Genomic DNA, 23,155 nt, shown 5'->3' on the forward strand with positions numbered 1-23,155 from the left:
GATCATCTGCGGCGGACTTAGCAATCACACCCGAAACGCATTGATCAACTGCTTGAGCTGCACCACCTGGGCGGACAATTCGCGGCTGGCGTCTTCGGTCTGATGGGCACCTTCGGCGGTGCGTTCGCCGGCGCGGTTGATCTGGACGATGTTCTGGTCGATGTCATGGGCCACCGCCGTCTGCTGCTCTACCGCGGCGGCGATCTGCTGGTTCTGATCGACGATCATGCCGACGGCACCAAGGATATTTTCCAGGGCCTGCTGGACCTTTTCCGATTGGCTGACCGTGCCGTTGGCCATCTCATGGCTGGTGCCCATCGCCTTGACCGCAGCGCCGACACCACTGTGCAGGCGGGTGATCATCGCTTCGATTTCTTCGGTCGATTGCTGGGTTCGCTTGGCCAGGGTCCGCACTTCATCGGCCACCACCGCAAAACCGCGCCCCTGCTCACCGGCCCGGGCTGCTTCAATGGCGGCGTTGAGGGCCAGCAGGTTGGTCTGCTCGGCGATGCTCTTGATCACATCCAGCACACGACTGATGGCCTGGCTGTCGGTCGCCAATTGGTTGATCACCTGCACCGACTGATCGATCTCACTGGCCAAGCGGACGATGCTACCCTGCTGGGACTCCACCAGCCCACGCCCGCTGAGGGTCTCGTCGTTCACGCTGTGGGCACTGCTCACCGCTGCAGCGGCACTGCGGGCCACTTCCTGGGCCGTGGCCGACATCTGGTTCATCGCCGTCGCCACCAGTTCGATCTGGGTGCGCTGGCCGGCGACGGCCTGATTGCTCCGGGCCGATACCGTTTCCACCTGCCCGGCCTGGCGTTCGACCTCGGCAACAGTACGGCCGACCTGTTCGATCAGGTCATGGATCTTCGCCACCGTACCGTTGAACACTTCACCCAATTCGCCCAGCTCGTCCTTGCTGCGGGCAACAAAATTGACCGTCATGTCCCCCGCCGCCACCTTGTCCATCATCTGGCCCAGATGCTGGAGCGTGGTACGGGTCGAGGCGTAGAACCCGGCGTACAGGTAAAAAATCAACAGAAACACCAGCACCAGCGCCACGGCTTGCAGCACCATGTGGCTGCGGTTCTGCTCCAGACGCTGCTGCAACTGCACCCCCAGGAAGCCCTGGGTCGCCTCGTTCAGCCGGTAGGTCTGCTCCATCAGGCCACTGACGTGCTCATAAAATGCCGGCCATGGCGCATCGAGAGTGTCAGCCATCACCACCTGCTCTTCAATCAGTTCACTGGCCTTCTTGAGGGTGCTCTTGCTGCCATTGGCCTGATCGGCAAGGGCCTGCCCGGCGGCCTTGCTGGAGCCCAAGGCATCCTGCAGTTTCAAGTCATATTCACCCTGGAGCCTTTCGATCTGCGCCAGCAACTCGTCGAAGCGGGTGCTCGACGCTGAATTGAGAAACCCCAGCCCCAACGAGGATGCGCCCAGCGCCCGGCCTTCGCCGAGGATCTGGGTGACCTTGGGGGTCGTGCCGATAATCAACTCGCTGAGCTGGCGGATATCGCTCTGGTTATCGCGACTCAGCCCCGCCTGGCTGGCGATGATCTGGCTGAACACCTGGGCGCTGTTGAGCAACTTGCCGATCAGCGCACTTTTGCTCTGCAGGGAGCTTTCAGCCTGCTGGGTCTTGAAAGCACCGATCATTTCGTCGCGCTTGGCCTCGAAGGCACTGATCTGTTCAGGCTCGATGACCACGGGGGTCATGCCTTGCAGCCGCGCGAGGACCTGTTGTTCCAGGCTGCCGATCTTCGCTTCGACATCACCGGCCTTGCCGGACTGGCCCAGGCTGGCGTTGATCTGCACCAGGTTATTGAGGGTTTCCAGGTCCCGCCGCAGGACCAGGCTGCTGCCCAGCAGGTCGAGGCTTTGCAGCTCCACTTGCGTGCCCTGGAATTCCCGATAGGAATCGCGCACCAGAAAGAAGTTGGTCACCAGCATCGGCAGCAGGAACAGCACGCTGATCAGGCTGAACTTCATACCGAAGCTCAGGCGGTTCATCAGCGCGACGGCGGGCCAGAGCAAACTCTTCACAAGGAAGTCTCCCGGTAGGTTTTTATTTTTATAGGCAGGCGCACAGAGACAGCAGAAAGCCACTATTCGGGCGCTGCTCTTGTATAGCCTAAATCGGCGGGGAGATTTGTAACTTAAGGTTAACGAGCCTGGTCGTGACTCAGTCCCTTGTGGCGAGGGAGCTTGCTCCCGCTGGCCTGCGAAGCAGGCCTCCGAGAGCCTTCAGGAAAATCGCTTGCCCAGGTTTTCGGTTGCTGCGCAACCGAGCGGGAGCAAGCTCCCTCGCCACAAAAGCGCCTGGCCACAACCCTGCTTACGTTGATCAGGCCAACACCGTCCACAACGCAAACCCGGCATACCAGAGCACTGCCGCACGCAGCAGCAATTCCCAGAGACGGTCCAGGCTGTTGATGCCGTCCGGTCCGGCGACGGGCCGGGGGATCTCGCCTGCCACCAGGCCGACCTTGTCGATAAGGTCGGCGGCGCTGATGTTCCAGTTCAGCAGTTCATGCAACATGACCCGGCTGACCGCGACGAAATTCCCCACCAGGGCGAAGCTTGCCGCCAGCAACCGCACCGGCACCCAATCGAAGGCATGGCGCATTTGTGCGGCCCGCTCGGCCACACCGGGGTTCTGGCTGTTCTCGGCGGCCAGCGCCAGCAGCCGATAGCTCAAGGCCGCGACCGGGCCCAACACGAAGTACCAGAAAATCACCGCAAAGAAGCTCTGGTAGGCCTGCCACAACAAATGCCCCTGGACACGCTCCAGCAACTGCTCACCGTCATTGGCTTCAATGTCCAGGTCGCGCTTGGCGACATGGGCCGCCGCTTGCAGGTCTTCCCGACGCCACGCATCGCGAAACGGCCCGAGGCCGGCCAGCAGATCACCGCGCCCCAGGCTGTAAATCACCACCAGCAAATGCACTGGCAGCGCCAACAGACCGTAGGCCACCGGCTCCAGCACCCAGAGCAGCAACGCCAGCAGCGCCACGGGTAGCAAAACCATCACCGTCAGCACCAGCCAGGGTCGGTTGACCCAACGTGGGCTCGCCTCGAGCTTGTTCAGCTCGTGCAGCCAACCGCCGTCACGCTGGACCCGCTGGCGCAAGGCCGAGAACTTCTCGATCCAGACGGCCAGCAGCAACACCAGAAAACTCATTGTCCTTCCCCTTCTGTCAGGGCCGCGCGATAGCGCACCCAGTCGAATGCCGGTCCCGGATCGGTCTTGCGCCCCGGGGCGATGTCGCTGTGCCCGCAGATACGCTGCACAGTGATCGCCCTGAACGCCGCTTGCAACTGCCGGGTCAGGTCCACCAATGCGACATATTGCGCGTCGGTGAACGGCAGATCATCCGTGCCTTCGAGCTCGATGCCCAGGGAAAAATCATTACAGGCCTCACGCCCCTCGAAGCACGAGACCCCCGCATGCCACGCGCGATCCAGACAAGAGACAAATTGGGTCACGGCGCCGTCACGCTCGATCAGGAAATGCGCAGAAACCCGCAGATCGGCGATACCGACAAAGTAGGGATGTTCCGTGACATCCAGACGATTCTGGAAGAATTCCTGCACCTTGCCCGTGGCGAATTGTGCCGGTGGCAGGCTGATGTTGTGGATCACCAGCAGGGAGATTTCGCCCTCGGGGCGCGCATTGAAGTTGGGCGATGGGCAATGACGCACCCCCTCGCACCAACCGCTCGCGGAGTCCAACTGCATACAGGTTCCTTCGATGACGACGGTGAATGCCGCCAGTATGCCGTGATCGGACCGGGCCGCGCGATCACTTGCCGCGATTGAGCTGACGCAGATTGCCCAGCACCGACTCCAGCGCGCGGTCGAACAACAGGGTGTCGTCCAGCAGCCGCGCCGCGCCACGGCGAAACTCCAGGGCCAGGCTGGTGCGGCTGTGCTCCAATACCTTGAGGCCGGTGCGATTGACGAAGACGTATTTGCCGGTGGCCTCGATGATCGCCGCCAGCTTGCAACGCAGGGTGTTGTCATCGTCCTCCTGGAACTCGACCCAGCTTCCCAGGTGCAACTGGTCGACCTGCAGCAGACCCACGTCATCGGCCGGCAAATGCACCGCCACGCTCTCCCCCGCCGACTTTTGAGGGGGCCGCAAGACGATTTTCTCCAGCACCTCGACCATGACCGGTGAAGTGAACGACTCGGCCTGTTCCGTCGCTTGGCCGGTGCGCTCGAGCGCCTGCACATGCAGGGCTTCCAGCTCACTGAAAAATTCGCTGGTGGCGAACGGATCGAACGCCGAGCGACTCAAGCCTTCACGCAGGGCCTTGAGCAGTTCGGGCACTATCGCCAACAAACGCAGGCCGGCATCGGGTTCATCATGAGGCTGGACGCTCCAGATCAATTGCTCCAGGGTCAAGACGTCGGCCTGCCACTCGGCGGAATACTTGCCATGCTTGAAGCACGTCAGCAGCAACACCTGGCTCCAGGCGTGTTGCACGAACTCCACCACCGCTTGTGGCAGGACTTTGCCCAACATCACCTGGTTCAGCGCCCCTTCGACGCGCTGGCGCGCCAGTTCGGCCTTGGCCCGGCCCTCTTCGGCATCGCGGATGCGCTGTTCGAGCAGCTCACTGCGGCGCCGCTCGTCACTGGTGAAGGCCAGGAAGTCGGCCAGCAACTCGGAGAAAATCGCCGGGTCATCGACAAAATCATTCAATAAGCGCTGCACCACCTGCTCGATGCGCAGGTAGAGGCTGTCGCGCTGATGATCGTCGCAATCACCCCAGCCCATGGCCGCAGCCGCGATTTCGTTAAGCAGTCGCCGGGCCGGATGATTGCCGCGGCTGAAGAAACTCTTGTCCTGCACCGCGACCTTGAGCATCGGGATTTGCAGGCGGCCGATCAGGGCCTTGAAAGAGTCTGGCAGGTTGTGATCGTCGAGGATGAATTCGAACATCATCGAGATCAGGTTGATCACGTCCTCATCGGCACCTTCGACCACGCGAGACTTGCCACTCCTGACGCTGACCCGGGTCAACAGTTGTTCGAGCTGGCTACGCAAATCGAACTCGTCGTGAACGGCAGGCGCCGGCACGTATTGCTGTAAATGAGAGAGCAGCCGCAGCAGGTCACGGGTAGAAATCGGCTGGGGCGGCGCGCTGAGCTCCAAGGTCGGCGCCACAGTACCACGCACCTGCATCAACAGTTTCTGCAAGGCGGCAAACACTTCCTGCACGCTGTCATCCACCTCGGCATCGCTGGGCTTGGCAGCTATCTCGGCGTTGGGCCTGGGGTTATCCTCGGTGCGATCCGACGCCCGGCGCGCCAGCGTGACCTTGAGCTCTGGCAGGATGCCGGTGGCGGCCAGCAACTGGTTGGCCTCGGTATAGAGTTGGTCGCAATCGCTGAGCACATAACGCTCGAACAGCTTGAGCAGGATCAGCTTGACCTTGATTCCCACGCCCAGGTTGCGCCCGGCCTGCAGGAACTTCTCGCACAGCAATGCCGGGCTCAGGGGATTGTGCTGATTGGCCAGCGGTCGGGCCAGCAGCACACTGAGCCGGGCCGTCAGTTGTTCCAGCGACACGCCATCGCGCCTGAGCACCCGAGTGACCATCGCCTCGACCGCCAGATGCCGCTCCAGGTCGTCCTGGGAGCGCTGGATTTGGCTGTCTGGCGCCAGGCTGGCGTGAGTCAGGTCGTATTGGGCGAGGCTGACGAAGGTCTCGAAAAACTGCTCGATGAATTCACGCTCGATGCTTTTACGCTTCAGGCGCAAGTCCCGCATGGCCTCGAAGTACAGGTTCTGCTCGACGTCGTCGCGCGCCCGGTCGGCCATTTCAAACAAGGTGTCGTCGGCATTATCGAACAACCCTTGCAAGCCCAGGCGCAACTGCTGGGCGGCCTTGTCGCGAACCTGAAGCAGAATCACAGGCAGGCGGGCGAGCGGCGAGGGGCTCGCCTGATCGGTAGCGACCTTGTGCAAAGGCACTACATTCCCGTCGTTGTGCATCCTGGCCTCCTGAAACGGCTTTCTGCGGCTCGTAACGTCAAAGCTATGACGTCAATCGAAAGGCGGATTATCGGGTAAAACAGCCCTGTCGTACCAGCACACTCTGTGATCCATCTCGAAATACGGCGCAATAAGTGACCTGGGAAATAAGGAAATGTTGCGAGGACGCGACCAAATGCAGGTTTCGACACCCTATAATCAGGCCACTTTGTTTGTGGAGCCCGTTATGCCGAATCTACGCCTCGCCGATCTGACCGCCGAAATCGAAGCCAACGTGCGCCGTGCGTTGCTTGAAGACATCGGCAGCGGCGACATCACCGCGCAACTGATCCCCGCCGAACGCCTGGCCAAGGCCACCATCATCACCCGCGACGCGGCAATCATCAGTGGCACGGCCTGGGTCGATGCCGTGTTCCGGCAACTGGACCCGCGTGTCGCGGTACATTGGCAAGTGCACGACGGCGACCGGGTCAACCCCGATCAAGTGCTGTTCCACCTGGAAGGCCCGGCCCGCTCGCTGCTGACCGGCGAACGCAGCGCGCTGAACTTCCTGCAAATGCTCTCGGGCGTCGCCACGCGGGCCCGTTACCTGGCCGACTTTGTCGCAGGCACGCAGGTCAAGCTGCTGGACACCCGCAAGACCCTGCCCGGCCTGCGCCTGGCCCAGAAGTACGCGGTCACCTGCGGTGGCTGCCATAACCACCGCATCGGCCTGTACGATGCGTTCCTGATCAAGGAAAACCACATCGCTGCCTGCGGCGGGATCGCCCAGGCCATCGCTGCCGCCCACAAGATCGCACCGGGCAAACCGGTGGAAGTCGAAGTGGAAAGCCTGGCGGAATTGAAAGAAGCGCTTGCGGCCGACGCCGACATCATCATGCTCGACGAACTGAGCCTGGACGACATGCGTGAAGCCGTACGCCTCAATGGCGGCAAGGCGAAGCTGGAGGCCAGCGGCGGGATCAACGAAAGCACGTTGCGCCCGATTGCCGAGACTGGGGTGGACTACATCTCGATCGGCGCGATGACCAAGGATGTGAAGGCAGTGGATCTATCGATGCGGCTCAGTCTCTGAGCAGCTTCGAGCCGCAAGCTACAAGCTTCAAGCTGTTCCGCGCTTGTCTTGTAGCTTGTAGCTTGTAGCTGCCGTTAAACCACCAGATTGTTCATCTCGCAGTACTCATCCCACTCCACACCCAACACCTCGGCCGCTTCCTTGTGCAACGCAAGGCGCTGCGCCTCGAATTCCTCAGGCGTACTGGTGTACTTGAGCGTCAACTCCCAAGGCTGCAGCCCCTGGGCTTCGGCCTCGTCCTCGAATGCCCATTGGATCTGGTCTTTCTGATCGTCGGCGGGCAAGTCCTTGATCTCTTCCAGCAACTGGGGCGCGTCCAGTACGTATTTTTTCAGCGCTTCTTCGTGCCTGGCTTCTTGGGTCAATGCTTTAACGGTCATGGCGTTCTCGCTGATCTGGGGAATGGAAGATGGATCTGGATCATCAAGGATCTCTCTGACGCAAAAAACCGTGTGAAGCCCGGTTTATCTGGCCTTCAGAACCATTCGGGGATCATCTGAAAACAAAGGTGTTTGACTTTTTGGGACAAGGAATCCTAACAGAGACGCAAGCCAGTGCAACAACCGGAATCGAGTGGAGGAACGAGATATGCGTCCGGTTACAGTTTCTCGTTTCCATGGGCGGGGATTCAGCCCTTATAAATATTCCATTACTTCAGCACTGAGGCTCAATGACCAAAGCCTTCTCATTGACCGCCCTGACGCCTGCAACTATATTCAGTCGCAACGAAAAGCGCTTATGTCAAAAAATGAAAAAAACCTCGCAAAGCTGCTCAATGAACAAGGCTCATTTACTTGGCCGCAACTCATCACCCTATTACGTCGCCTGGGTTACTCCCAACTGGAAGGCTCTGGCAGTCGAGTTAAATTCGATAATGGCGACCCAGGTGCAATGATCAGCTTACACAAGCCGCATCCAGGTAATGAGCTCAAAATGTACGTAAGACGCCAGATTATTGAGCAATTGAAAACAGGAGGCCTGATCCCATGAGCACCCAGCTGCACTACAAGGGCTACGTCGGCTCGATTGAAGCGAGCACCGAAGATAAATGCCTGTTCGGAAAGCTCTTATTCATACAGGCGCTGGTGAGCTATGAGGGACAAACGGTGGCCGAATTGGAAACGGCTTTTCGCGAATCCGTAGATGATTATCTACAGACCTGCCAGCAGCTAGGCCAGAAGCCAGAAATACCCTGCAAAGGATCGTTCAATGTTCGCATCGGTCACGATCTACATTTGGCAGCGGCTTTGGCTGCGACTCGTCAAAATGTATCGCTGAACGACCTGACACGCCAAGCACTGAACGAATATCTACAGCATCACGCATAAAAGCGTGGGCGAAAAAATTTTTGCCCGAGACAGGAATCGAACCTGCGACCTTCGCGTTACGAGTGCGCTGCTCTACCGACTGAGCTACACGGGCGGTGGCTAAACCTAGCATCGTCCCCTGCGGCCAGGCAACCCGCGACACAGGGATTTTCGTCACACAGCAAAACGCCCCGAACCAGTCGGGGCGCTTGCTTGTTCAGCGGTTAGGCGATGGGGTGATTAAACGCCCGATGCCTTGGCTGCTGCGACGTCCTTGATGGACAGCTTGATACGGCCGCGGTTGTCCACGTCCAGTACCAGCACTTCCACTTCCTGGCCTTCCTTGAGGATGTCGGTCACCTTCTCGACGCGAGCATCGCTCAGCATGGAGATGTGAACCAGACCGTCCTTGCCCGGCAGGATGTTGACGAACGCGCCGAAGTCGACGATGCGCTCAACCTTGCCGACGTAGATCTTGCCGATCTCGGCTTCGGCAGTGATGCCCAGGACGCGCTGGCGTGCCGCTTCTGCCGCTTCCTTGGTTTCACCGAAGATCTTGATCGAACCGTCGTCTTCGATGTCGATCGAAGCCTTGGTTTCTTCACAGATCGCACGGATGGTCGCGCCGCCTTTACCGATGACATCACGGATTTTGTCGGTGTCGATTTTCATCGCGATCATGGTCGGAGCGTTTTCCGACAGCTCGGTACGGGACTGACCGATGATCTGGTTCATCTGACCGAGGATGTTCAGGCGCGCTTCCAGGGCCTGGCCCAGGGCGATTTCCATGATCTCTTCGGTGATGCCCTTGATCTTGATGTCCATCTGCAGTGCGGTGACGCCTTTGGCGGTACCGGCCACTTTGAAGTCCATGTCGCCCAGGTGGTCTTCGTCACCCAGGATGTCGGTCAGGACGGCGAATTTCTCGCCCTCTTTGACCAGACCCATGGCGATACCGGCAACCGGTGCCTTCATCGGCACACCGGCGTCCATCAGGGCCAGGGAAGCGCCGCAGACCGAAGCCATCGAGCTCGAACCGTTGGACTCGGTGATTTCCGATACCACGCGAATGGTGTACGGGAACACGTCAGCGGCAGGCAGCATGGCCTGGACCGAACGACGGGCCAGACGGCCGTGACCGATTTCGCGACGACCGGCGCCACCCATGCGACCACACTCGCCCACCGAGAACGGCGGGAAGTTGTAGTGCAGCATGAACGGGTCTTTCTTTTCGCCTTCCAGGGTGTCCAGCAGTTGCGCGTCACGGGCGGTGCCCAGTGTTGCAACGACCAGCGCCTGGGTTTCGCCACGGGTGAACAGTGCCGAACCGTGGGTCTTTGGCAGAACGCCGACTTCGATGTTCAGCGGACGTACGGTGCGGGTGTCGCGACCGTCGATACGCGGCTTGCCGTTGACGATGTTTTCGCGAACGGTGCGGTATTCGATTTCACCGAAAGCGGCTTTGACGTCGCTGGCCGATGGCTGGCCTTCTTCGCCGGACAGCTTGGCAACGACCTGGTCTTTCAGCTCGCCCAGGCGTGCATAACGGTCGGCCTTGACGGTGATGGTGTAGGCCTGGGAGATCGCTTCGCCGAACTCGGCACGGATCGCGCCCAGCAACTCGGTGGCTTCGGCTTGCGGAGCCCAGGTCCAGGTTGGCTTGGCGGCTTCGGCGGCCAGTTCCTTGACGGCGTTGATCACCACCTGGAACTCGTCGTGGGCGAACAGTACGGCGCCCAGCATCTGGTCTTCGGTCAGTTCCTTGGCTTCGGATTCAACCATCAGCACGGCTTCGGAAGTACCGGCCACGACCATGTCCAGGCTCGAGGCTTTCAGTTGCTCGTAGGTCGGGTTCAGCAGGTAGCCGGTGCTTTCGTGGAACGCAACGCGGGCAGCGCCGATCGGGCCATCGAAAGGAATACCGGAGATGGCCAGGGCAGCCGAGGTACCGATCATCGCAGCGATGTCCGGATCGGTTTTCTTGCTGGTGGACACGACGGTGCAGACGACCTGCACTTCGTTCATGAAGCCTTCTGGGAACAGCGGACGGATCGGACGGTCGATCAGTCGGGAAGTCAGGGTTTCTTTCTCGGAAGGACGGCCTTCGCGCTTGAAGAAACCGCCAGGGATCTTACCGGCAGCGTAAGTCTTTTCCTGGTAGTGAACAGACAGAGGGAAGAAGCCCTTGCCTGGATCGGCTTGCTTGGCACCGACAACGGTCACCAATACGCTGACGTCGTCGTCAACGGTGACCAGCACTGCGCCGGAGGCCTGACGGGCGATACGGCCAGTCTCGAGGGTAACGGTCGACTGACCGAACTGGAATTTTTTGATTACCGGGTTCACGGTGTCCTACCTTCTTTGTGGCTCTTGGGGAACTTGTCTTCTTGCGAAATTCTTGGGCAATGACGGGAATCGGCCCGACGTTTGTCCAGGGTAAAGCGTGTATCCAGATAAAACTTGAGGCTGGGAGCCTGCCATGCGCCAGCGGGAAACCCACTGACGTACGACAGACCACCAACCTCTAGCGCAATCGCTGATTAGCGACGCAGACCCAGGCGAGCGATCAGAGCGCTGTAACGGCTCACGTCCTTGCCTTTCAGGTAGTCCAGCAGCTTACGACGCTGGTTTACCATGCGGATCAGACCACGACGGGAGTGGTGATCCTTACCGTTGGCCTTGAAGTGACCTTGCAGTTTGTTGATGTTGGCGGTCAGCAGTGCAACTTGCACTTCTGGCGAACCAGTGTCACCAACAGCTTGCTGGTAGTCAGCTACGATTTGAGCTTTTTCTTGAACGTCGAGAGCCATGAGGCAATCCTTTTAGTCAGGAAACTGTTCCGAGGAAACAGCTTCAACAGGCCAGGGACAAATCCCTGTATCTATAAATGAGTAGTGACCGTGCCTGTTAACAGCCACACTCGCCAACCTGCTGTTACGCAGGCTGGTTCCGGTCATTCCGACCGAATCAGTCGACGCGGCGCAATGCGCCCGTCTTCGCTCACTTCACCTATACCGATGAAGCGACCATTATGATCCTGTACCCGGACCATGCCGAACTTCGGCGCATCCGGGGCACGTACCGGCTGGCCATTGAGCCAGTAGAACGCGCTGTGTTCCGAGAACTGCAACAGCGGCCAATCCAGCAACCCGCTGTCCGATGGCATCAGGAAACGGTCGACCGCTTCGTTGCCGCCTTCGGCATGGACCGCTTCAAGCTCTTCCAGCGTGACCGTCTGGGCCAACGTGAAAGGCCCGGCCTGGGTCCGTCGCAATTCTGCCACGTACGCACCACAGCCGAGCTGTTCACCAATATCCTCCACCAGGGTCCGGATATAGGTGCCCTTGCTGCAATCCACGGCCAGCCGCACAGTATTACCGTCAAAGGCCAGCAATTCCAAGCGCGCAATAGTAACAGAACGCGGTTCACGCTCCACTACTTCGCCTGCACGAGCCAGTTTATACAGCGGTTGGCCATCACGCTTCAGAGCCGAGTACATCGGCGGTATCTGACTGATTTGCCCGCGAAATTTCGGCAACACCGCTTCGATATCGGCCTGACCAACGGTCACCGGGCGCTCAAGCAAAACCTCACCTTCGGCATCCGCCGTGGTGGTTGTCTTGCCCAGTTGCGCCAGGGTTTCATAACCCTTGTCGGAATCGAGCAGGTACTGGGAAAACTTGGTCGCCTCGCCAAAGCACAGCGGCAGCACGCCGGTGGCCAGCGGATCGAGGCTACCGGTGTGCCCGGCCTTTTCAGCATTGAGCAGCCAGCGAACCTTCTGCAACGCCGCGTTGGACGTGAACCCCAACGGTTTGTCGAGCAGGATGATGCCGCTGACGTTACGACGGATACGTTTGACCTGAGCCACCGAATTACTCCTTGGTGTCTTCAGGTTCAGCCGCAACCGGGTGCTGACTGTCTTCAGCCACGGCGCGTTCGATCAACGCCGACAGATGCGCTCCCCGCACGACGCTTTCGTCGTAGTGGAAGTGCAACTGTGGGACGCTGCGCAGTTTCATCTCCCGGGCCAGCTGCATACGCAGGAAGCCGGCGGCCGAGTTGAGCACCTTGATGCTCTGGGCGATTTCTTCGGCGCTGTCCTGGCCCATCACGGTGATGAAAATCTTCGCATGACCAACGTCACGGCTGACTTCCACTGCGGTAATGGTGACCAGGCCGACGCGCGGGTCTTTGACTTCGCGACGGATCAGCTGGGCCAGCTCGCGCTGCATCTGATCGCCGATTCGTTGGGTACGGCTGTATTCTTTTGCCATGTCTTGTTACCTGTTACTGCCCCACGGTGAAACCCGCGAGGTCTGAAAGCGGCAAACGCCCGGCCTGGCAAAAGCCAGACCGGGCGTTGCATTTAGAGTCCGCCAACCAGGCAGTGCATGTTCATGCGGCTGCCCGGTGCGGCTCTTGAAGTGCGCGAGTCAGAGGCTGCGAGCAACCTGGACCTTCTCGAAGACTTCGATCTTGTCGCCGACCTTGACGTCGTTGTAGCTCTTGACGCCAATACCGCACTCCATGCCGGCACGTACTTCGGAAGCGTCATCCTTGAAGCGGCGCAAGGATTCCAGCTCGCCTTCGAAGATCACGATGTCTTCACGCAGTACACGGATCGGACGGTTACGGTGAACAACACCCTCGATCACCATGCAACCGGCGATGGCACCAAACTTCGGCGAACGGAACACGTCGCGAACTTCGGCAACACCCAGGATGTTCTCCCGCACGTCGCTGCCCAGCATACCGGTCAACGCTTTCTTGACGTCTTCGATGATGTCGTAGATCACGTTGTAGTAACGCATATCCAGGCCTTCCTGCTCGACGATCTTGCGAGCGCCGGCATCGGCACGCACGTTGAAGCCGAACAGTACAGCGTTGGAGGCCAGTGCCAGGTTGGCGTCGGATTCGGTGATACCACCGACACCGCCACCGACCACACGCACTTGCACTTCGTCGTTACCCAGGCCGTTCAAGGCACCGTTCAACGCTTCGAGCGAACCACGGACGTCGGATTTGAGGACGATGTTGAGCGTCTTCTTCTCTTCCTGACCCATGTTCTCGAAGATGTTTTCCAGCTTGCCAGCGTGAGCACGAGCCAGTTTGACTTCGCGGAACTTGCCTTGACGGAACAGAGCCACTTCACGGGCTTTCTTCTCGTCAGCCACAACGCTCATCTCGTCGCCAGCATCCGGGGTGCCGTCCAGGCCGAGGATCTCGACCGGGATAGCCGGGCCGGCTTCCTTGATGGACTTGCCGTTCTCGTCGAGCATGGCACGTACACGGCCGTAGTTCGAACCGACCAGCACCATGTCGCCTTGGCGCAGGGTACCGTCTTGAACCAGGACGGTCGCAACCGGACCACGGCCCTTGTCGAGGCGCGATTCAACGACCACACCACGGCCTGGAGCCGAAGGTGTAGCGGTCAGTTCCAGAACCTCGGCTTGCAACAGAACGGCTTCGAGCAGTTCGTCAACGCCGGTACCCATCTTCGCCGAGACCGGAACGAATGGAGTGTCGCCACCCCACTCTTCGGAGGTCACGCCGTGGACCGACAGTTCGCTGCGGATGCGATCGAGATCGGCGCCCGGCTTGTCGATCTTGTTCACTGCAACCACCAGCGGCACGCCAGCTGCCTGGGCATGCTGAACGGCTTCGATGGTTTGCGGCATCACGCCGTCGTCCGCTGCAACCACCAGGATCACGATGTCGGTCGCCTTGGCACCACGGGCACGCATCGCGGTAAACGCGGCGTGACCCGGGGTGTCGAGGAACGTCACCATGCCGCGGTCGGTTTCAACGTGGTAGGCGCCGATGTGCTGGGTAATACCGCCAGCCTCACCTGCCGCAACCTTCGCACGACGAATATAGTCGAGCAGGGACGTTTTACCGTGGTCAACGTGGCCCATGACGGTCACGACCGGTGCACGGGAAACCGCCTCACCTTCAAACTTCAGGGACTCGGCCAGGGAATCTTCCAGGGCAGTGTCGCTGACCAGGGTCACTTTGTGGCCCAGCTCTTCAGCAACCAGTTGGGCAGTTTCCTGGTCCAGTACCTGGTTGATGGTGGCTGGCGTACCCAGCTTGAACATGAACTTGATGATTTCAGCAGCCTTGACCGACATCTGCTGGGCCAGATCGCCCACAGTGATGGTCTCGCCGATCTTCACTTCACGCACGACAGGGCCGGTAGGGCTCTGGAAACCGTGGGCGTTGCGTTTCTTCAGCTTGGCCTTGCCGCGACCGCCACGACGGAAACCGTCGCTTTCTTCGTCGGTGGTACGTGGCGCAACGCGTGGCGCTGGTGCCTTTTCCTTGACCGAAGCACGATGAGGCGCGTTCTTGCGCTCGCCATCGCCACTGCCACGACGGTTGTCGTCGGCACGTGGCTTGTCGGGACGACGCTGTTCGTCGCGCTTGCGAGTGTCGGCTGGAGCCGGAGCCGCAGCCACGACTGGAGCGGCTTCGCGCACAGGCTCGGCTACCGGGGCAACAGCCTCGACGGCTTCTACCGGAGCAGCTTGCGCAGCAGCAGGCTGGCGACGCGCTTCTTCTTCGGCGCGACGCTTGGCTTCTTCTTCAGCCTTCTGACGAGCAGCATTTTCTACTGCGCGACGTTCTTCCTGTTCGCGTTTGCGCTCGGCTTCGATTTCTTCCGGGCTGCGCTGTACGAAGACTTTCTTCTTGCGTACTTCAACGCTGATGCTTTTGCTACCGGCAACACGCAGGGTGCTGGTGGTTTTACGCTGCAGAGTGATCTTGCGCGGTTCTTCCACTTTCGCCTTGTGACTGCTCTTCAGGTGAGTCAGCAGGGACTGCTTCTCACTGTCGGTCACATGTTCCTCGGCGGCGGTGTGCGGCAGACCTGCCTCACGCATCTGCTGCAACAGGCGCTCTACCGGTGTTTTGACCTCATCGGCCAGTTGTTTCACCGTGACTTGCGTCATGCACTTCTCTCCTCAGGCCGCGCCTAATTACTCGAACCAGTGGGCTCGGGCGGCCATGATCAACTTGCCGGCACGATCATCGTCAATGCCGTCGATGTCGAGCAGATCGTCAATAGACTGCTCGGCCAGGTCTTCGCGGGTAATTACGCCGCGCACCGCCAGTTCCATCGCCAAATCCTTGTCCATGCCCTCAAGCGAGAGCAGGTCTTCGGCCGGATGGGCGTCTGCCAGCTTTTCCTCAGTAGCGATGGCTTTGGTCAACAAACGATCCTTGGCCCGAGCGCGAAGCTCGTTGACGATCTCCTCGTCAAAGCCGTCGATGTTGAGCATTTCCTCCACCGGTACGTAGGCAATCTCTTCCAGGCTGGTAAAACCCTCATCCACCAGCACCTGCGCCAGCTCTTCATCGACTTCAAGCTCTTCGATGAAGTTGCGCAGGATGTCGCCGGTTTCAGCTTGCTGTTTAGCCTGGATGTCCGATTCGGTCATCACGTTCAGGGTCCAGCCAGTCAACTGGCTGGCCAGACGTACGTTCTGACCACCGCGACCGATGGCCTGAGCCAGATTGTCTGCGCCAACGGCGATGTCCATGGCGTGGGCATCTTCGTCGACGATAATTGCCGCCACTTCAGCAGGCGACATGGCATTGATCACGAACTGAGCCGGGTTGTCGTCCCACAGGACGATGTCCACACGCTCGCCGCCCAACTCGCCGGATACGGCCTGGACACGCGAACCACGCATGCCGATGCAGGCACCTTGCGGGTCGATGCGCTTGTCCTTGGAGCGGACCGCGATCTTGGCACGCGAACCCGGATCACGGGAGGCGGCCATCACTTCGATCAGGCCTTCGGCAATTTCCGGCACTTCGATGCGGAACAACTCGATCAGCATTTCCGGCGCGGTACGCGACAGGATCAACTGTGGGCCGCGGTTCTCGGTGCGGATTTCCTTGAGCAGCGCACGCAAACGCACGCCGACCCGGAAAGTTTCGCGAGAGATGATGTCTTCGCGAGCCAGCAACGCTTCGGCGTTGTTGCCCAGGTCGACGATCACGTTGTCGCGGGTCACTTTTTTCACGGTGCCGGAGATGATTTCCCCCAGGCGCTCGCGATAAGCGTCGACGACTTGCGCGCGCTCGGCTTCGCGAACTTTCTGCACAATAACCTGCTTGGCAGTCTGTGCAGCGATGCGACCGAACTCAATGGACTCGATTTTTTCTTCTACTACATCACCGACCTTGGCGCCCGGATGCGTTTCTGCAACCTTGCTCGGCCAGGTTTCGATAGCCGGATCATCCAGGTCGGCTTCCTCGACCACCGTCCAGCGACGGAAAGTCTCGTAGGCACCGGTGTGGCGATTGATTTCCACACGCAAATCAACTTCGTCTTCAAACCGCTTCTTGGTAGCAGTGGCCAGAGCCAGCTCCAGCGCTTCAAAAATAACGTTAGCCGGTACGCCCTTTTCATTGGATACCGACTCAACAACCAGCAGTACTTCTTTGCTCATCGTACGCCTCGCCTTTCGCAAGCCATTGGATCCGCGGGATCCGCAGTATCTGGCACGTATCAGTCAAAACTGGGAATAATGTTGGCCTTGTCGATCATATCGATCGGCAACAGGAACTCATGGTCATCTACCTGCACCACGACGTCCTGCTCTTCTACACCGCGCAGAAGGCCTTGGAAGTTGCGTCGACCTTCGAAAGGCGAGCGCAGCTTGATCTTCACTTGTTCACCGGCAAACGAAGCGAACTGTTCAAGTGTGAACAGGGGGCGCTCCATGCCTGGCGAGGAAACTTCAAGGGTGTATTCGGAGGTGATTGGATCTTCAACATCCAGTACACCGCTGATCTGACGGCTGACGATGGCGCAATCATCCACCAACACGCCGCCTTCCTTATCGATATAAACGCGCAACAGTGAGTGGCGACCTTGAGCCGAGAACTCAATACCCCAGCATTCATAGCCAAGGGCCACGACCACCGGGGCCAACAAGGCCTGCAACTGTTCTAGCTTGCTCGACACCTGAACCCCCTCGTGCATGTTTGTGCATGCTGTGCAAATAAAAAAAAATGGGCGAATCGCCCATCCCTGAAACGCCGTCGAACAGCGGCGTTATAAAGTGTCCAGCTAACAAAAAGCCCCTTGGAAGGGGCCCCTGAAACTGGTTGCGGGAGCCGGATTTGAACCGACGACCTTCGGGTTATGAGCCCGACGAGCTACCAGACTGCTCCATCCCGCGACAAAGCTGGGGCGGAAGTATACGACCGATCCCTTACAGGGTCAATGTAACCCTTCCACCTACAAGAAAGCCCGCAATCGCGGGCTCTCCTGATAATTGGTACCGAGAAGGGGACTCGAACCCCTACACCCTATGGGCACAACCACCTCAAGGTTGCGTGTCTACCAATTCCACCACCTCGGCAATACAGCGTTTGAAACCTTCTTACTTCTGCTCTTGAGCTGGAGGTACGTCAGTCGCCGGGTTGGCCGACTTTTGCTCTTGAAGCACCGGGACATCATCAGAAGCCGGTTGTTGCTTAGGCGCTTCCAGTACCGCTGGGTTTGGCAAACCTACTTGAGTCAGCTCATGAGCTTTCTCTTTAGCAAAGTAACCTAACCCTAAGCTGGTCATGAAGAAACCGGCGGCAAGTATAGCAGTAAACTTACTAAGAAAGGTAGAGGAACCTTGGCTTCCGAACACAGTATTTGAAGCACCTGCACCGAAAGACGCACCAGCATCCGCACCTTTACCCTGCTGCAGCAATACGAGGGCAACTACACCCAGTGCACCCAGCAGATGAAAAACGACTACGACTGTTTCCAGCATTTTTTCAGTTTCCCGCGGCGCGACAGATCGCACCGAACTCATCTGCATTCAGGGACGCTCCACCAATGAGCCCCCCATCGATATCCGGCATGCCGAACAGTTCGGCCGCATTGGCCGCCTTCACGCTGCCGCCGTATAGAAGCCGCACACCTCGTGCCACTTCAGAATTCTCTGCCGCCAACTGCGCGCGGATGGCGGCGTGCACATCCTGCGCCTGTTGCGGCGAAGCCGTCAGCCCGGTGCCAATGGCCCAGACCGGCTCGTAGGCAATGACTGCCTTTGCAAAAGCATCGACACCCAACTCTTCGATGATGCCACCCAGCTGACGCCCGACAACTTCAAGAGTCTTTCCGGCCTCGCGCTGCTCCCGGGTTTCCCCTACACACAGCACCGGGATCAGACCACAGGCCTGGGCCGCAGAAAATTTGCGAATCAGGGCCTTATCCTGCTCGCCCATGATCTGGCGACGCTCGGAATGTCCAATCAGGACCAGGGAACAACCCGCATCCACCAACTGACTCGGCGCAATCTCACCGGTCAACGCACCCTGCATGGATTCCACCGCAGAGTTCTGCGCGCCGACCGAAATCGACTTACCTTTCAAGCCATCAACCACTTGATTGATATACAAGCAAGGCGGGAACACCGCGACATCAACACCGCTAGGCAAGGCCAGATGACGAAGGCCCTTGATCAGCTCAGCGACGCTGGCGCGGGTACCGTGCATCTTCCAGTTACCAGCTACCATAGGGCGACGCATGCTGTACCTCGTCGGTCAAAGTGGGCGCAGATGTTACCCAACCGATTCATGACTGGCAAGCCGAATTCAGGCAGAAACTTCAGTAACCAGTTTTGCCAGCTCTTCGGCATAACCGCGAACTTGCGCTTCATCCTCTCCTTCAACCATGACGCGCACCAAAGGCTCTGTGCCGGACTTGCGCAACAACACGCGCCCACGCCCCGCCATCGCCTGCGTCACATGCTCACTGGCCTGCTTGACCTTCGCATGCTCGAGAGGATTCACACCGCCACCGAAACGCACGTTGATCAACACTTGCGGGCATTTGCGCAATGCCTGGCGCGACTGTGCGAGCCCTTCGTTACGCGCCTTGAGCGCCATCAGCACCTGCAAGGCTGCAATGATCGCATCACCCGTGGTGGTATGGTCGAAGCATACGATGTGGCCGGAGTTCTCACCCCCGATCACCCAGTTACGCTCCAGCAGCTCCGAGATCACGTAGCGGTCACCCACGTTAGCCCGCACGAACGGGATATCCAGGTCCGCCAGGGCCAGTTCAAGCCCGAGGTTGCTCATCAACGTACCAACCACGCCGCCCTGCAGCTTGCCGCGTCCATGCAGGTCACGGGCGATGATGAACAGCAGCTCGTCACCATCGACAACCGTGCCGGTGTGATCGACCATCAGGACCCGATCGCCGTCGCCATCGAAGGCGATCCCGAGATCGGCCTGCTCAGCCAGTACCGCAGCCTGCAACGCCTCGGTATGGGTGGAGCCACAGTTATGATTGATGTTCAGGCCATTAGGCTGGGCGGAAAGCACCACCACCTCGGCGCCCAACTCGCGAAAGACGCTCGGCGCAACTTTATAGGTTGCCCCATGGGCGCAATCGACGACGATTTTCAGGCCGGAAAAACTGGTACCGGTCGGCACACTGCCTTTGCAGAACTCGATGTAGCGACCCGACGCATCGTTGATCCGCGACACTTTGCCGATTTTGCTCGACTCAACCACAGTCATCGGCGTGTCCAGCAGCTCTTCGATCATCAGCTCGATATCATCCGGCAGCTTGGTACCCTGGCCGGAGAAGAACTTGATGCCGTTGTCATCATGAGGGTTGTGCGAGGCGCTGATCACGATGCCTGCCTGGGCCTGGAACGTACGCGTCAGGTAGGCAATGGCTGGCGTCGGCATCGGGCCAAGCAGCATCACATCGGCGCCCGCCGATGTCAGGCCGGCCTCGAGTGCCGATTCGAACATGTAGCCGGAAATTCGCGTGTCCTTGCCGACCAGCACCTTGCACGCGCCCATTTTGCGAAATGCCATGCCGGCCGCCCAGCCGAGCTTGAGCATGAAATCAGGGGTAATAGGGTATTCGCCGACCCGACCACGAATACCGTCGGTGCCAAAGTATTTCTTGCTCATAAGTGCTCCGTCATTCTTATTCGGCTGAATCCACAGCTGCGATCATCCGCACGACATCCATCGTTTCGGCTACATCGTGCACGCGCAATATGCGTGCACCTTTGGCAAGGGCCAAGGCCGCAAGAGCGAGACCGCCATACAGGCGCTCACCCACCGGGCGGCCCAAGGCATTGCCTATCATGCTCTTTCGCGAGACCCCAACCAACAGGGGCCGCCCCAGGGCATGCAAAGCTTCCATATGTTTGAACAAGCTCAGGTTGTGAGCCAGGGTCTTGGCAAAGCCGAACCCGGGGTCAAGAATGATCCGCTCGGCGGGAATGCCCGCGGCGGCGCACCGATCCAGACGCTCCACCAGGAACTCACCTACCTCCCTGGTCACATCCTCATAGTGCGGGTCATTCTGCATGGTCCCCGGCTCGCCAAGCATATGCATCAGGCACACCGGCAACCCGGTGGCCGCCGCCGCGTCCAGGGCACCATCGCGCCGCAAGGACCGAACATCGTTGATCAGGCCCGCCCCCAGCCGCGCAGTCTCACGCATGACCGCAGGCGTGGACGTATCGACCGAGATAATGACATCAAGTTCGCGATGGATGCGCTCGACAATCGGCGCCACTCGCTCCAGCTCTTCAGTAGGCGAGACCGCACGCGCGCCCGGCCGGGTCGATTCACCACCCACATCGATCAGCGTTGCGCCCTCGGCCACCATGGCCTCGGCATGTCGCAGCGCAGCATCGAGCTGGTTGAATCGACCACCATCGGAAAAGGAATCAGGCGTGACATTGAGAATACCCATGACATGCGCATGGGCCAAATCAAGAACCCGGTTGCCGCAAGGCAACCGGGTCGAGGACTGAACAGAAGTCATTTCAAGCCTTAGACATCAGCGGCCGGACCGCCAATCGGTGTCTCCGGACGCTCACCCTGTACTGCCGGAGGTGTACCGGAGGTGCCAGTACCACCCGACCAGTCACGAGGCTCGCGAGGTACGCGACCCGCCATGATGTCGTCGATCTGCTCGGCATCGATGGTTTCGTACTTCATCAGGGCATCGGCCATGGCATCGAGCTTGTCACGGTTGTCCGTGAGAATCTGCCGGGCTGTGCCGTAGCACTGGTCGATGATGCTGCGCACTTCGGAATCGATCAGCTTGGCCGTTTCGCCAGAGAAGCTTGCATGCTGGCCACTGCCACCACGACCGAGGAACACTTCCCCTTCTTCTTCGGCATACATCAGCGGCCCCAGTTTCTCGGACAGGCCCCACTTGGTGACCATGTTCCGAGCGATCTGACTGGCGCGCATGATGTCGTTGGATGCCCCGGTGGTCACGCCATCGAAGCCCAACGTCATCTCTTCGGCGATACGACCGCCGTACAACGAACAGATCTGGCTGATCAATGCACGCTTGGACAGGCTGTAGCGATCCTCTTCCGGCAGGAACATGGTCACGCCCAGGGCGCGACCGCGCGGGATGATCGAGACCTTGTAGACCGGATCGTGCTCGGGCACGACACGACCGACGATCGCGTGACCCGCCTCGTGATACGCGGTGTTCTGCTTTTCTTTCTCCGACATGACCATGGATTTGCGCTCAGCGCCCATCATGATCTTGTCCTTGGCCAGTTCGAATTCCTTCATTTCCACGACGCGCTTGCCGGTACGAGCGGCGAACAGCGACGCTTCGTTGACCAGGTTCGCCAGGTCGGCACCGGAAAAGCCCGGCGTACCACGCGCGATGACTGCAGGAGCGACGTCGTCACCCATTGGCACCTTGCGCATATGGACCTTGAGGATCTGCTCGCGACCACGAATGTCCGGCAGCCCCACCACGACCTGGCGGTCGAAGCGACCTGGACGCAACAGCGCAGGGTCGAGCACGTCAGGACGGTTGGTGGCGGCAATCACGATGATGCCGTCGTTCATTTCGAAACCGTCCATCTCGACCAGCAACTGGTTGAGGGTCTGTTCACGCTCATCGTGACCGCCACCCATGCCGGCGCCACGATGGCGACCAACGGCGTCGATCTCGTCGATGAAGATGATGCACGGCGCGTGTTTTTTGGCCTGTTCGAACATGTCGCGAACACGACTGGCGCCCACGCCGACGAACATTTCGACGAAGTCGGAACCGGAAATCGTGAAGAACGGCACCTTGGCTTCACCGGCGATCGCTTTGGCCAGCAAGGTTTTACCCGTACCCGGCGGGCCCACCATCAGTACGCCGCGCGGGATACGACCGCCCAGGCGTTGGAACTTGCCCGGATCACGCAGGAACTCGACCAGCTCGCCGACTTCTTCCTTGGCTTCGTCGCAACCCGCGACGTCGGCCAGGGTGGTTTTCACCTGGTCTTCGGAAAGCAGCCGGGCCTTGCTCTTGCCAAAGCTCATCGGCCCGCCCTTGCCTCCTCCGCCGCCCTGCATCTGGCGCATGAAGAACATGAACACGGCGATGATCACCAGGATCGGGAAGCTGGCGACCAGGAGCTGGGTCCAGATGCTTTGCTGCTCAGGCTGCTTGCCTTCGACCACGACATGGTTGTCCACCAGGTCGCCGATCAGGCCATTGTCCTGGATTGCCGGACGAATGGTCTTGAAGCTGTCGCCATCGGTGCGCTTACCGGTAATCACATAGCCATCAACGGCTACGCGCTCGACCTTGCCATCCTTGACCTGCTGGATGAAGTCGGAATAGTTGAGGGTCTGCGGCTCGTTAGGGCTGGAGAAGTTGTTCATCACGGTCACCAGGACAGCGGCGATGATCAACCACAGGATCAGATTCTTTGCCATATCGTTCAATTAACTACC

The 23,155-nt window shown here is 59.5% G+C and carries 20 protein-coding genes, 3 tRNA genes and 1 pseudogene; 3 read left to right on the forward strand and 21 right to left on the reverse strand.

Annotated features, from left to right (window positions below; genetic code table 11):
• Positions 1 to 24: 24 nt before the first annotated feature.
• The 5 genes and pseudogenes from BLT00_RS32570 to BLT00_RS19925 all read right to left on the reverse strand — a co-directional run bounded on the left by BLT00_RS32570 (position 25) and on the right by BLT00_RS19925 (position 6,016).
• Positions 25 to 954, reverse strand: a complete 930-nt coding sequence (locus tag BLT00_RS32570; protein ID WP_371856953.1) for a methyl-accepting chemotaxis protein — start codon at positions 952 to 954, stop codon at positions 25 to 27.
• A pseudogene (locus BLT00_RS32575) lies at positions 931 to 2,022 on the reverse strand (methyl-accepting chemotaxis protein); the annotation flags it as partial. The gene BLT00_RS32570 and the pseudogene BLT00_RS32575, both read right to left, overlap by 24 nt.
• A 334-nt stretch (positions 2,023 to 2,356) precedes the next feature.
• Positions 2,357 to 3,193, reverse strand: coding sequence for a regulatory signaling modulator protein AmpE (gene ampE, locus BLT00_RS19915; protein ID WP_092146106.1), 837 nt, complete (start codon positions 3,191 to 3,193; stop codon positions 2,357 to 2,359).
• Positions 3,190 to 3,750, reverse strand: a complete 561-nt coding sequence (ampD, locus tag BLT00_RS19920; RefSeq protein ID WP_063322976.1) for a 1,6-anhydro-N-acetylmuramyl-L-alanine amidase AmpD — start codon at positions 3,748 to 3,750, stop codon at positions 3,190 to 3,192. Before ampD ends, ampE begins: the two co-directional genes overlap by 4 nt.
• 64 nt (positions 3,751 to 3,814) lie before the next feature.
• Complete coding sequence (locus BLT00_RS19925) at positions 3,815 to 6,016, reverse strand: DUF1631 domain-containing protein (RefSeq protein WP_092146108.1); 2,202 nt, start codon at positions 6,014 to 6,016, stop codon at positions 3,815 to 3,817.
• Positions 6,017 to 6,242: 226 nt separating this feature from the next.
• On the opposite strand from BLT00_RS19925, the gene nadC reads away from it, so the two are divergent.
• A complete protein-coding gene (nadC, locus tag BLT00_RS19930) occupies positions 6,243 to 7,091 on the forward strand; it encodes a carboxylating nicotinate-nucleotide diphosphorylase (protein ID WP_092146110.1) in 849 nt (282 codons plus the stop codon).
• 74 nt (positions 7,092 to 7,165) lie between these two features.
• On the opposite strand, the gene BLT00_RS19935 is transcribed toward nadC, so the two are convergent.
• Positions 7,166 to 7,471, reverse strand: a complete 306-nt coding sequence (locus BLT00_RS19935; RefSeq protein WP_053213286.1) for a DUF6388 family protein — start codon at positions 7,469 to 7,471, stop codon at positions 7,166 to 7,168.
• A gap of 358 nt (positions 7,472 to 7,829) precedes the next feature.
• On the opposite strand from BLT00_RS19935, the gene BLT00_RS19940 reads away from it, so the two are divergent.
• Together BLT00_RS19940 and BLT00_RS19945 are read left to right on the forward strand one after the other, a co-directional pair.
• Positions 7,830 to 8,081, forward strand: a complete 252-nt coding sequence (locus BLT00_RS19940; protein WP_092146112.1) for a type II toxin-antitoxin system HicA family toxin — start codon at positions 7,830 to 7,832, stop codon at positions 8,079 to 8,081.
• The gene (locus BLT00_RS19945; protein ID WP_092146114.1) at positions 8,078 to 8,419 is read left to right on the forward strand and encodes a type II toxin-antitoxin system HicB family antitoxin; all 342 of its coding nucleotides are present in this window, start codon (positions 8,078 to 8,080) and stop codon (positions 8,417 to 8,419) included. The genes BLT00_RS19940 and BLT00_RS19945 overlap by 4 nt, the downstream gene beginning before the upstream one ends.
• Before the next feature lie 21 nt (positions 8,420 to 8,440).
• On the opposite strand, the gene BLT00_RS19950 is transcribed toward BLT00_RS19945, so the two are convergent.
• The 15 genes from BLT00_RS19950 to ftsH all read right to left on the reverse strand — a co-directional run bounded on the left by BLT00_RS19950 (position 8,441) and on the right by ftsH (position 23,137).
• A tRNA-Thr gene (locus BLT00_RS19950) sits at positions 8,441 to 8,513 on the reverse strand.
• A gap of 125 nt (positions 8,514 to 8,638) precedes the next feature.
• A complete protein-coding gene (pnp, locus tag BLT00_RS19955; protein ID WP_003197725.1) occupies positions 8,639 to 10,744 on the reverse strand; it encodes a polyribonucleotide nucleotidyltransferase in 2,106 nt (701 codons plus the stop codon).
• Positions 10,745 to 10,938: 194 nt separating this feature from the next.
• A complete protein-coding gene (gene rpsO / locus BLT00_RS19960) occupies positions 10,939 to 11,208 on the reverse strand; it encodes a 30S ribosomal protein S15 (protein ID WP_011332409.1) in 270 nt (89 codons plus the stop codon).
• A 143-nt stretch (positions 11,209 to 11,351) separates the two neighbouring features.
• Positions 11,352 to 12,269 (reverse strand): tRNA pseudouridine(55) synthase TruB, encoded by a 918-nt coding sequence (gene truB / locus BLT00_RS19965; protein ID WP_063322980.1) that lies wholly within the window; start codon positions 12,267 to 12,269, stop codon positions 11,352 to 11,354.
• 4 nt (positions 12,270 to 12,273) lie between these two features.
• On the reverse strand, positions 12,274 to 12,675 hold the full coding sequence (gene rbfA / locus BLT00_RS19970) for a 30S ribosome-binding factor RbfA (protein WP_003177871.1): 402 nt from the start codon (positions 12,673 to 12,675) through the stop codon (positions 12,274 to 12,276).
• Between the two features lie 159 nt (positions 12,676 to 12,834).
• Positions 12,835 to 15,354, reverse strand: coding sequence for a translation initiation factor IF-2 (infB, locus tag BLT00_RS19975; protein WP_063322981.1), 2,520 nt, complete (start codon positions 15,352 to 15,354; stop codon positions 12,835 to 12,837).
• A 27-nt stretch (positions 15,355 to 15,381) separates the two neighbouring features.
• Complete coding sequence (gene nusA, locus BLT00_RS19980; protein WP_003177868.1) at positions 15,382 to 16,863, reverse strand: transcription termination factor NusA; 1,482 nt, start codon at positions 16,861 to 16,863, stop codon at positions 15,382 to 15,384.
• A 59-nt stretch (positions 16,864 to 16,922) separates the two neighbouring features.
• The gene (gene rimP, locus BLT00_RS19985; protein ID WP_013692254.1) at positions 16,923 to 17,381 is read right to left on the reverse strand and encodes a ribosome maturation factor RimP; all 459 of its coding nucleotides are present in this window, start codon (positions 17,379 to 17,381) and stop codon (positions 16,923 to 16,925) included.
• A 140-nt stretch (positions 17,382 to 17,521) separates the two neighbouring features.
• Positions 17,522 to 17,598, reverse strand: a tRNA-Met gene (locus tag BLT00_RS19990).
• A 97-nt stretch (positions 17,599 to 17,695) separates the two neighbouring features.
• Positions 17,696 to 17,781: transfer RNA gene (locus BLT00_RS19995), tRNA-Leu, on the reverse strand.
• A gap of 21 nt (positions 17,782 to 17,802) precedes the next feature.
• A complete protein-coding gene (gene secG / locus BLT00_RS20000) occupies positions 17,803 to 18,186 on the reverse strand; it encodes a preprotein translocase subunit SecG (RefSeq protein WP_003197714.1) in 384 nt (127 codons plus the stop codon).
• A 4-nt stretch (positions 18,187 to 18,190) separates the two neighbouring features.
• The gene (gene tpiA / locus BLT00_RS20005; protein ID WP_063322982.1) at positions 18,191 to 18,946 is read right to left on the reverse strand and encodes a triose-phosphate isomerase; all 756 of its coding nucleotides are present in this window, start codon (positions 18,944 to 18,946) and stop codon (positions 18,191 to 18,193) included.
• Between the two features lie 66 nt (positions 18,947 to 19,012).
• Complete coding sequence (glmM, locus tag BLT00_RS20010) at positions 19,013 to 20,350, reverse strand: phosphoglucosamine mutase (protein WP_063322983.1); 1,338 nt, start codon at positions 20,348 to 20,350, stop codon at positions 19,013 to 19,015.
• 16 nt (positions 20,351 to 20,366) lie between these two features.
• Positions 20,367 to 21,218: a dihydropteroate synthase gene (gene folP / locus BLT00_RS20015; protein WP_092146116.1), complete on the reverse strand. Its 852-nt coding sequence runs from the start codon at positions 21,216 to 21,218 to the stop codon at positions 20,367 to 20,369.
• An 8-nt stretch (positions 21,219 to 21,226) separates the two neighbouring features.
• Positions 21,227 to 23,137, reverse strand: coding sequence for an ATP-dependent zinc metalloprotease FtsH (gene ftsH / locus BLT00_RS20020; protein WP_072341069.1), 1,911 nt, complete (start codon positions 23,135 to 23,137; stop codon positions 21,227 to 21,229).
• Between the last annotated feature and the right edge of the window lie 18 nt (positions 23,138 to 23,155).

The sequence above is a fragment of the Pseudomonas sp. NFACC51 genome (assembly GCF_900103575.1).
Lineage (GTDB): Bacteria > Pseudomonadota > Gammaproteobacteria > Pseudomonadales > Pseudomonadaceae > Aquipseudomonas > Aquipseudomonas fluorescens_Q.